At 66.8% G+C, this 10308-nt stretch carries 9 protein-coding genes and 1 CRISPR repeat array; of the genes, 8 read left to right on the forward strand and 1 reads right to left on the reverse strand.

Going from position 1 to position 10308, the window contains the following annotated elements:
- From casB to cas2e, 6 genes are all read left to right on the forward strand, one after another.
- Positions 1 to 353 (forward strand): type I-E CRISPR-associated protein Cse2/CasB (gene casB, locus SCI24_RS19255; protein WP_318726916.1); only part of this gene is annotated, 353 nt, incomplete at its 5' end.
- Positions 354 to 382: 29 nt separating this feature from the next.
- On the forward strand, positions 383 to 1456 hold the full coding sequence (cas7e, locus tag SCI24_RS19260; RefSeq protein ID WP_318726917.1) for a type I-E CRISPR-associated protein Cas7/Cse4/CasC: 1074 nt from the start codon (positions 383 to 385) through the stop codon (positions 1454 to 1456).
- A gap of 9 nt (positions 1457 to 1465) precedes the next feature.
- Positions 1466 to 2221 carry a type I-E CRISPR-associated protein Cas5/CasD gene (gene cas5e, locus SCI24_RS19265; protein ID WP_318726918.1) on the forward strand — a complete coding sequence of 252 codons (756 nt, stop codon included), beginning with the start codon at positions 1466 to 1468 and terminating at the stop codon, positions 2219 to 2221.
- Positions 2221 to 2913 carry a type I-E CRISPR-associated protein Cas6/Cse3/CasE gene (gene cas6e, locus SCI24_RS19270; RefSeq protein ID WP_318726919.1) on the forward strand — a complete coding sequence of 231 codons (693 nt, stop codon included), beginning with the start codon at positions 2221 to 2223 and terminating at the stop codon, positions 2911 to 2913. The genes cas5e and cas6e overlap by 1 nt, the downstream gene beginning before the upstream one ends.
- A gap of 27 nt (positions 2914 to 2940) precedes the next feature.
- A complete protein-coding gene (gene cas1e, locus SCI24_RS19275; protein WP_318726920.1) occupies positions 2941 to 3861 on the forward strand; it encodes a type I-E CRISPR-associated endonuclease Cas1e in 921 nt (306 codons plus the stop codon).
- Between the two features lies 1 nt (position 3862).
- Entirely contained in the window at positions 3863 to 4159 is a 297-nt protein-coding gene (cas2e, locus tag SCI24_RS19280) for a type I-E CRISPR-associated endoribonuclease Cas2e (RefSeq protein WP_318726921.1), read from the forward strand.
- A gap of 106 nt (positions 4160 to 4265) precedes the next feature.
- Positions 4266 to 6691: direct repeats of the CRISPR family, unit length 29 nt; unit sequence CCGGTCCCCGCAGGCGCGGGGATGATCCG.
- A 186-nt stretch (positions 6692 to 6877) separates the two neighbouring features.
- On the opposite strand, the gene SCI24_RS19285 is transcribed toward cas2e, so the two are convergent.
- Positions 6878 to 8425 (reverse strand): alkaline phosphatase D family protein, encoded by a 1548-nt coding sequence (locus SCI24_RS19285; protein ID WP_318726922.1) that lies wholly within the window; start codon positions 8423 to 8425, stop codon positions 6878 to 6880.
- Positions 8426 to 8593: 168 nt separating this feature from the next.
- Here SCI24_RS19285 and SCI24_RS19290 point away from each other — a divergent pair, with 168 nt between their 5' ends.
- Both SCI24_RS19290 and SCI24_RS19295 read left to right on the forward strand, forming a co-directional pair.
- On the forward strand, positions 8594 to 9655 hold the full coding sequence (locus tag SCI24_RS19290) for an endonuclease/exonuclease/phosphatase family protein (RefSeq protein WP_318726923.1): 1062 nt from the start codon (positions 8594 to 8596) through the stop codon (positions 9653 to 9655).
- A gap of 139 nt (positions 9656 to 9794) precedes the next feature.
- Entirely contained in the window at positions 9795 to 10142 is a 348-nt protein-coding gene (locus tag SCI24_RS19295) for a 4a-hydroxytetrahydrobiopterin dehydratase (protein ID WP_278032096.1), read from the forward strand.
- The last annotated feature ends 166 nt before the right edge of the window (positions 10143 to 10308 follow it).

Here is a 10308-nt window from a genome sequence, read left to right on the forward strand (position 1 = left end):
GGGCCTGTATCGCCCTGGTGGTGGCCGAACTGCGCGAGGAGGCGCCCAGGGTGCCGCTGGGGGCGCGGCTCGGACAGCAGAAGCGGGAAACCGGCAAGCCTTGCATGAGCGAATTGCGCTTTCAGCAACTGATGACGTCGCGCACGCCGGAGGAATTGGTGCAGCGCCTGCGCCGTGCCCTGGCGCTGATCGACAAGCGCGGCGTCAGCGTCGTCCACCTAGCCGATAACATCGCGCTGTGGTGGCGCGAATATCAGGGCGAAGTGTCGCCGCAACCTACCCGCCGCCTGGGCTTTGTCTGGGCCAACGACTATTTCGGCGCCACGGTCGGCTATCGGCAAGACACCCCGTGATCCGTCAACCACGACAGGGAGCCAACCTCATGAGCCATTTCATCCAGCTACACCTGCTGACCGCCTATCCGCCGGCCAACCTCAACCGCGATGACCTGGGCCGGCCCAAGACTGCCATCATGGGCGGTGCCAAGCGACTGCGTGTCTCGTCGCAGAGTCTCAAGCGGACCTGGCGGACCTCGGCGCTGTTCGAGGAAGCCGTCGGCCAGCATCGCGGCAAGCGCACCAAGCAGGTGGGCATCCAGGCCGCCAAGCACCTGCAGGAAAAAGGGGTGCAAGAGAAGGACGCCCAAGTCTGGGCCACGGAGATCGCCAAGGTCTTCGGCGATGTGGCTAAGGGCGAGTTGGAAACCAGCCAGCTGGTCCACATTGGCCCCGAGGAGCAGGCGGCGGTCGACGCTCTGGTCGATAGGCTTGCCGACGAGCGTCGCGCGCCGACGAAAGATGATCTCGACCTGCTGCGGCACAAGCCGTTGGCCGTGGATATCGCACTATTCGGTCGTATGTTGGCGGCGTCACCGGCCTTCAACGTCGAGGCCGCCTGCCAGGTGGCCCACGCCATTACCGTGCATGCTGCCGAGGTCGAGGATGACTACTTCACGGCAGTGGATGACCTGAACAGCGGCGATGAGCATCGCGGTGCGGCGCATGTCGGCGAAGCCGGTTTCGGTGCCGGCCTGTTCTACAGCTATGTCTGCATCGATCGCCGGCAGCTGATCGAGAATCTGGGCGGCGACGAAGAACTGGCCGATCGGTCCATCGCGGCCTTGGTGGAAGCAGCCGTGAAGACCTCGCCCAAGGGCAAGCAGAACAGCTTCGGCTCGCGTGCTCACGCCAGCTACGTGTTGGCCGAGAAAGGGGCCCAGCAGCCGCGCTCGCTCTCGGCCGCCTTCCTGCGTCCTGTCGCGGGTCAAGACCAGTCGCTGGATGCCATTGCACGGCTTGAACGCCAAGCGCAGGCTTTCGACGATGCCTATGGCCCTGGCGCCGAGCAGCGTTTCGTCCTGGCCGCGGACCCCGACTACCGGGCGCCGCATCTCTCAGGCGAAGTGGCCATGGGTAGCCTCCCCGAACTGATCGACTTCCTGGTTGACGGGCAGTAAGGAGGCGTCATGACGGAATATCTGGTCTTTCGGCTCTATGCGCCGCTCGCCAGCTGGGGCGAGGCGGCGGTTGGCGAGTCGCGCCCCACCGCCACCTATCCCGGGCGCAGCGCCATCGTCGGACTGCTCGGCGCGGCGCTGGGCGTGCGGCGAGACGACGACGAGGGACAGCGCCGACTGCGCGATAGCGTCGGTATCGCCATCAAGCAGCGCTCCCCCGGTAGCCTCCTGCGCGACTACCACACGGTGCAGGTGCCGGCCTCGCAGTCCAAGGTGACCTATCGCACGCGGAGAGACGAGTTGGGTGCGCCCAGGAAGGTCATCAATACCATTCTCTCCAGCCGTGACTACCGCTGCGACGGCCTGTGGACCGTTGCCGCCTGGCTGACGCCTCAGGCGGAGTTGAGGCTCGAGGAGCTGGAGCAAGCGCTCAAGACGCCGTACTTCCCACTCTACCTGGGGCGCAAGGCGTGCCCGCCGGGGGCGCCTCTTGCGCCCCGCAGAGAGGCGTTCGCCCACCTGAGAGACGCCCTGGATGCCGGCTTCCTGCCGCTTTGTGGCAAGAATCAGGACGACGAGGGCAGGGCCTTGAGGCTGCCGGAGAACGTGCTTTACGCCTGGGAAGGTGACGCCGAGGCCCTGGATGGCCATGCCCGCGGCGTGGAGTCCAGCGAGTCCTGGGATGTGCCGCTCAATCGCCGCCGCTGGCAGTTCGGGCCGCGCACCGAGTATCGCCGCGTGGCACGGGCAAGGGAGGAATCCTGATGTACCTTTCTCGAGTACGTGTCGATCTCAATGGCCTCTCTCGAGGGGCCTTGTTCGACATCATGGATGGGCGTGCCTACGCCGCCCACCAACTGCTCTGGCGGCTGTTTCCGGATCACCAGGCCGCGCGGCCATTCCTGTTTCGTCAGGAAATGGAGGAGCCCGAAGAGGGCGGGGCTCCGCGGGGGCTGCCGCTGTTCTATGTGCTGTCTGATCGCGAGCCGGTCCCGATTGCCGGGCTGCTGGAGGCGCAGTGCAAGTCTTTTTCGCCGGTGCTGGAAGTCGGGGATCGGCTCGCCTTCCGCCTGCGGGCCAATCCGACGGTGGCAAAGTCGGTCGCGGGCCAGCGCGGGCGCCGAGCCGATGTGCTGATGGCGGCCAAGTATCCCTTTGAGGCAGGTGGTGAGAGGAAAAGCCAGGCATGCGTCGAAGCAATGGATGTCGCGGCTCGCGAGTGGTTGGTAGGGCGCGCCGAGTCGTGGGGTTTCCGCTTGCCGGTTGAGCCGGAAGTCGGGGCCTATCGTCAGCATGCCTTGTCGAAAGACGGGGGGCGTCCCATCCGCTTTTTCAGCGTCGACTATGAAGGTCTTCTGGACGTCACCGACCCGGGCCGGCTGATCGAAACCCTGGCTCAAGGCGTAGGGCGCGCCAAGGCCTTCGGTTGTGGCCTGATGCTATTGCGTCGGCCATAGCGACATTTCACCGGCAGGGAGGCCAGTATGGGATTCATTCCGCTCAAGCCGATCCCCGAGAAGGACCGCATGTCGATGATCTTCGTCGGCATGGGGCAGATCGATGTGCGCGACGGCGCCTTCGTGGTCATCGACGAGGTCAACGGGGAACGGATGCAAATCCCCGTAGGGTCGGTGGCTTGCCTGCTGCTGGAGCCGGGGACCCGAATCTCTCACGCCGCCGTCAAGCTGGCGTCGGTCGTCGGCACCCTGCTGATCTGGGTCGGGGATGCCGGCGTGCGTCTCTATAGTGCCGGCCAGCCCGGGGGAGCTCGCTCCGACAAGTTGCTCTACCAGGCGCAGCTGGCACTGGATGACTCGCTGCGGCTCAAGGTCGTGCGCAAGATGTTCGAGTTGCGCTTTGGCGAGCCGCCGCCTTCGCGGCGTAGCGTCGATCAGCTGCGTGGCATGGAAGGGGCCCGGGTACGCAAGACCTATCAATTGCTTGCCAAGCAGTATGGTGTGAAGTGGCAAGGTCGGCGTTATGACCCCAACCAGTGGAAGGCTTCCGACGTGGCCAACCAATGCTTGTCTGCCGCCACGGCCTGCCTCTACGGCATCACCGAGGCGGCGATTCTGGCGGCGGGCTATGCCCCAGCCATCGGTTTCCTGCACACCGGCAAGCCCCAGAGCTTCGTCTACGATATCGCCGATATCGTCAAGTTCGAGACGGTCGTGCCTGCTGCCTTCCGAGTGGCGGCGCGCAGCCCGGTCGCACCCGAGCGAGAAGTACGCATCGCCTGCCGCGATGCTTTCAAGCAGACGAAGTTGCTTCAGCGCCTGATTCCGATGATCGAGGAAGTGCTGGCGGCCGGGGAGATCGAGCCACCGCCCCCTGCGCCTGAAGCCATGCCGCCGGCGATTCCCGAGCCGGAGTCCGTCGGCGACCAGGGGCATCGGAGCAAGTGATATGACGATGTTGGTGGTAGTGACCGAGGCGGTGCCGCCGCGGTTGCGCGGCCGGCTCGCCGTCTGGCTGCTGGAGATTCGCGCCGGCGTGTATGTGGGCGATGTCTCCAAGCGTGTACGCGAGATGATCTGGGAGCAGGTTCAGGCACTGGCCGAGGAAGGCAATATCGTGATGGCATGGTCCAGCAACCATGAGTCCGGCTTCGAATTCCAGACTTATGGCACCAACCGACGCGAGCCGATTGATCATGACGGATTGCGGCTGGTGCGTTTTCTGCCGTCTCAGTCAACTGATTGATTTGTCGAGATCTTTAACAATCTAGTCGGGTTAAAAAGTAAGCGAAATCGCCGGTGGAAATTCCGCTGGCGATTTTCTTCTTTGTAAACAGTTGGCTACAATTAGTCCGGTCCCCGCAGGCGCGGGGATGATCCGTAGCACCGCCACGGTAGACACGGTCAGAGGATCCGGTCCCCGCAGGCGCGGGGATGATCCGGTTCCGGAATTCCGGAATTCCTGAGGTAGTTTCCGGTCCCCGCAGGCGCGGGGATGATCCGCGGTCCCCCACAAAGTACCAATCGCGGCGCAACCGGTCCCCGCAGGCGCGGGGATGATCCGGCCTTCCAGGTGGCGATTAATGAGGGCGAGGCCCGGTCCCCGCAGGCGCGGGGATGATCCGACGGCGAGCCGGGCGAATTCCGTATCGTGCTTCCGGTCCCCGCAGGCGCGGGGATGATCCGGCTCCAGGCTATTCATGGGCGCGAGCCGGGCACCGGTCCCCGCAGGCGCGGGGATGATCCGCTGCTATTCTCGCTGCCGGTTTTCTCATCGGACCGGTCCCCGCAGGCGCGGGGATGATCCGACCGACTCGTCCGCCGGCAACAGTGGCATGAGCCGGTCCCCGCAGGCGCGGGGATGATCCGCAGCGCCGCCGCCTCACCGTCGAGCAGTTCCACCGGTCCCCGCAGGCGCGGGGATGATCCGGTGATGTCGACCCTGTCAATGCCGGCGGACATCCGGTCCCCGCAGGCGCGGGGATGATCCGTTGGTGGTCAGGTAGAGGTTGCAGTAGTTCATCCGGTCCCCGCAGGCGCGGGGATGATCCGGTCGAGAAGCCGTCGCCGTCGCCGTAGTCGGTCCGGTCCCCGCAGGCGCGGGGATGATCCGCCTTGGCGGCGCAGGTCGTTCTGCAGGCGTTCCCGGTCCCCGCAGGCGCGGGGATGATCCGTAGCCCTCGACCATGAAGGTGGTGCCGATGTACCGGTCCCCGCAGGCGCGGGGATGATCCTCCATGTACGTGTGTCTTCGACATCAATGATACCCGGTCCCCGCAGGCGCGGGGATGATCCGAAATCGGAATCATCGTGCATGTTACGTTCGGTCCGGTCCCCGCAGGCGCGGGGATGATCCGCACGACCCCACCCTGTACATCAACCTCTACGACCGGTCCCCGCAGGCGCGGGGATGATCCGAGGCCGGCGCTGCCGTCCTTGAGCATGTTGACCCGGTCCCCGCAGGCGCGGGGATGATCCGCTGGATCGTGGCGAACTGGCCGTCTATTGCCACCGGTCCCCGCAGGCGCGGGGATGATCCGGCCTTGAGCGCCTTGAGCGCCTTGAGCGCCTTGAGCAGTTCGGCGCTGAACCGGTCCCCGCAGGCGCGGGGATGATCCGGCAGCCTGTGGACGAACCTGAGCGGCGAGCGCCCGGTCCCCGCAGGCGCGGGGATGATCCGTTGGTCATCACAATATTGCGAATGGCCTGAGTCCGGTCCCCGCAGGCGCGGGGATGATCCGCTATTCAGCCGCAAGAGTACGGCCATCGATACCCGGTCCCCGCAGGCGCGGGGATGATCCGGCAAGACCTATCGTCGTCTGGCCGTCGCTGCCCCGGTCCCCGCAGGCGCGGGGATGATCCGACTCGGTCAGCGGCCGGCGCATCTCCGGCGGGCCGGTCCCCGCAGGCGCGGGGATGATCCGTCCACGCGCTGGATGGTCGCCGCTGATTGGGTCCGGTCCCCGCAGGCGCGGGGATGATCCGGGCGAGGTCGCCCGCCGCATCAGCATCAGCAACCGGTCCCCGCAGGCGCGGGGATGATCCGCAGAGTGACACCTTTGTCTCCAATTCCCCGGTCCGGTCCCCGCAGGCGCGGGGATGATCCGCCTGGCAGAATAACGGTACCACCCCGTCCCAGCCGGTCCCCGCAGGCGCGGGGATGATCCGTTCCTGCAGAAAGGCGAGAAGCAGCTCGAGGCCCGGTCCCCGCAGGCGCGGGGATGATCCGCAGATCGCGCGCGTCTCCGGCGACGAGTTCACCCGGTCCCCGCAGGCGCGGGGATGATCCGGCGTGCACGCAGCGGTATTCGCCGCTGCTGTCCCGGTCCCCGCAGGCGCGGGGATGATCCGGTTCCTGTTGCTACTTCTACCCTTCGTAAAGGCCGGTCCCCGCAGGCGCGGGGATGATCCGGCGTGCACGCAGCGGTATTCGCCGCTGCTGTCCCGGTCCCCGCAGGCGCGGGGATGATCCGCTCCGATTCCTGACGAGTGGATGGACTGCCCCCCGGTCCCCGCAGGCGCGGGGATGATCCGGTGATCCACTGGTTGCCGGTTTCCACCACACGCCGGTCCCCGCAGGCGCGGGGATGATCCGTATGAGGCTCTCGATGCTTTCCGCCACCTTTACCGGTCCCCGCAGGCGCGGGGATGATCCGCGCAAGGTCAACGAGGACGAGCCCCAGGGCGCCGGTCCCCGCAGGCGCGGGGATGATCCGCTTAGTCGCCGCCCGGTGCGCTATCGCCACTGGCCGGTCCCCGCAGGCGCGGGGATGATCCGTTGGGCGAGGAGCGAGGACTGGTAATGAAGCTCCGGTCCCCGCAGGCGCGGCGCATCGGCCTGACGCTGTTCCTGCTGGCCATGGCCGGATTCGCGCTGTTCATCTATCGGCAGTGAGCCCCTTCACGTCAGCGCCGCCGCTCTCGCGAGCCGGCGGCGCTAGCTGCTGCGGGGTCGGTTGTGTCTTCAGGCCCGCTGGGGTTCCAGCACCTGGGTGTGCAGGGCGCTGCCCGCGGAGTCCATCAGGGTGACGGTGAGGGTCTCGCTCTCGCCGTCCAGGTCCACCTGGCCGAAGAACTGGTAGCCGTCGGAGGGCGGCAGGTTGGACTGCCCCTCCGGCGGGGCCTTCTGGAACACCACCTCGGGGCCGAAGGTGCCGTCCAGCTCGCCGGGGCCGAAGGTGCCGGCGTGCAGCGGACCACTGACGAACTCCCAGAAGGGTGCGAACTCCTTGAAGCTGGCCCGGTCCGGCGAGTAGTGGTGGGCGGCGGTGTAGTGCACGTCGGCGGTGAGCCACACCACGTTGTGGATGGCCTCGTCGCGGATGGCGCGCAGCAGGTCGGCGATCTCCATCTCGCGGCCCCGCGGCTTGCCGCCATGGTCGTTGGCGATGGCCTCGAAGTGCTCGCCGTCGCGCACGACCAGCCCGATGGGCATGTCGGCGGCGATGACCTTCCAGGTGGCGGTGGAGCGGCGCAGGCCGTCGAGCAGCCAGCGCAGCTGGTCCTGCCCCAGGAAGGTGGTGGCCTCGCCGCCTTCCTGCCGGTTGCGGCTGTTGGCGGCGCGGTAGCTGCGCATGTCCAGCATGAACACCTCGATGCCGGGGCCGTAGGCGAAGCGGCGGTGGATGCGGCCGGGGGCGTCGGGCATCTGGCGCAGCGGCATGTACTCGAGGAAGGCGCGGCGGGCGCGGGCCGCCAGCAGGCTGACGTTCTTCTCGATGTAGCGGCCGTCGTCGAGGATCTCGCCCGGGTACCAGTTGTTGGTGGTCTCGTGGTCGTCCCACTGGGCGAGCATGGGCACCTCGGCATTGAACTGCCGCACGTTGGGGTCCATCAGGTTGTAGGCGAACTGGCCGCGGAACTCCTGCAGGGTTTCCGCCACCTTGCGCTTCTCTGGCGTGACCAGGTTGCGCCAGGTCTCACCATTGGCCAGCGTCACGCTCTCCTCCAGGGGACCGTCGGCATAGACGGTGTCGCCGGAGTGGATGAAGAAGTCGGGGCGCTGCCGGCGCATGGCGGCGTAAGTGGTCATGCCGCCGCGAGACTCGTCGATGCCCCAGCCCTGGCCGGCGGTGTCACCGGACCAGACGAAGCGCACGTTGCGGGGGGTGGTCGGGGGCAGGCGGAACTGGCCGACGACCGGTTCGCTGACGGCGCGGTGGTCGTCCAGGGCGGCGAAGCGCACGCGATAGTGGGCGGTATCCATGCCGGCCAGGCCGCTCACATCGAGCTTGGCGGTGAGGTCGGTGAAGGGCAGCACCTCGGGGCCGGTGAGCTGGCGGGCGCCGCGGAATCCGGGATTGTCGGCGACCTCCACCAGCATGCGCGAGGGGCGGTCGGCGCGGGCCAAGAGCATGGCGCGGTCGTGGCGCATGTCGCCACTCATCACGCCATAGGGCAATACCGGTCGCCGGCCCCGGGCCAGCACGATGGAGGGGGCGGTGAGGCAGGCGCCGAGGGTGGCGCCTCCCTTCAGGCCGAGCTTGAGGGCATCGCGACGCGAGATCGTCATCGGGGGCTCCTGCGCAGGTAGGTGGTGGTGTGGGCGTCATGGCAGCAGCATGGTCGTGCATGCCCATGACACCGGCTTGTCGGCGTCATGACATTCCCGTTTCCTGAAGAAGGCATTGATGATTCTCTACGCAACCGCCAGGATGGCGGCCTTTTGCGCGGAGGAAGGATGCCCCGTATCCGGCTCGCAGGGCTGCTGGCCCTGCTCCCCCTGTTCGCCCAGGCCGACGTGATCGTCGGCAGCTGGAACATCAAGCACCTGGGCTGGAACAACGACAAGGCCATGCCGCAGGTGGCCCACGTGGCCAACCACTTCGACCTGCTGGCGGTGCAGGAGTTGATGGACCCAGCGGCGCTCGAGGCGCTGGAGGAGGAGCTGGAGGCGCTCTCCGGCGAGGCATGGTCCTCCATGGCCAGCCACGCCCTGGGGCGCAGTGCCTACGAGGAGCACTATGGCTTCCTGTGGCGGGAGCGCGAGGTGGCCTACGAGGATGGCGCCGTGGTGTTCATCGACCATGGCGACGTCTTCTCGCGCGAGCCCTATTCGGCGCGCTTCCGCGATGTGGAGAGCGGCGAGGCGTTCACCCTGGCCACCGTGCACGTGATCTATGGCGACAGCGTGGGCGACCGCCTCCCGGAGATCGAGGCACTGGCCGACTACTGGCAGTGGCTGGGCGAGGTCCATCCGGAGACGCCGCGGCTGCTGGCGGGAGACTTCAACCTGCCGCCCGACCATCCGGCCTGGCGGGCGCTTCGCGAGCGGGGTGCCAGGCCCGCGATCACCGAGGGGCGCTCGACCCTGGCGACCACGGCGGGCCAGTACGCCAGCCTCTACGACAACCTCTGGTACGACGCCGGGCGACTGGCCCCCGACGGCCAGGGCATCCTGCGCTTTCCCGAGCTGCTGCCCCTGGCCCACCAGGCGGCGCGCGACCGGGTCTCGGACCATGCGCCGGTCTACCTGGCGCTGAACGGCGCGGCGCTGGTCGCGACCCAGGCCGGCAGCGGCGAGCTGGTGGCGACCCAGCGGCTGGCGAGCTGCATCGACCTGAACGGCAGCGACGCCGCTCGCCTGGCAGAGCTGCCCCACGTGGGACCGGCGCGCGCCGCGGACATCATTGCCGGCCGGCCATGGCGGGTGCCCGGCGAACTCACCCGGATCGCGGGGATCGGCGACGGGCGGCTGGGGGAGATCCGGCGCAGCGGCCTGCTGTGTGCTGAGAAGGGATAACGAGCCTGGTGGGCTTCCGGCTCACATCGGCCCCCGCCGGATGCTGTATTCTGGCGCCGGCAGGATTTCCAGGAGGTGTTGATAATGCCAAGGGTACACTCCACCCTTGGTAGTACAGCCAACAACCCTGGAGGTTGAGATGAGCGATCTGAAAGAACATAGCTGTGAAGCCTGCAGCCCGGATGCGCCCAAGGCGACCGAGGAAGAAAAGCAGCAGTTGCACAAGGATGTTCCGGACTGGGAAATCCGAGTGGTTGAAGGTGAAGAGCAGCTTCACCGGCTTTTCAAGCTCAAGAACTTCGCCAAGGCGCTGGAATTCACCAACAAGGTTGGTGATCTCGCAGAAGCCGAAGATCATCACCCGGTTATCGTGCTGGAATACGGCAAGGTTGCCGTTAGCTGGTGGAGCCACGAAATCGGTGGCCTGCACAAAAATGATTTCGTCCTCGCCGCAAGAACCGACGCGGCCTTTAACGACATGCAATAACCCCAAGCGCGGCGGAACCCGGCTTCCGCCGCGTTTCCCGCGCGAGACTCCAGTCAGCTTGATTGAGTGTTGTTAATGGCCAAGTAAAGTGACCCAGTACCGGCCAACGCTTCTGACCCACCCCCGAGGTGGCAGCGCTGCCACCATCCACCTACCGTGTCGGCTC

It is taken from the genome of Halomonas sp., assembly GCF_033549285.1.
Lineage (GTDB): Bacteria > Pseudomonadota > Gammaproteobacteria > Pseudomonadales > Halomonadaceae > Halomonas.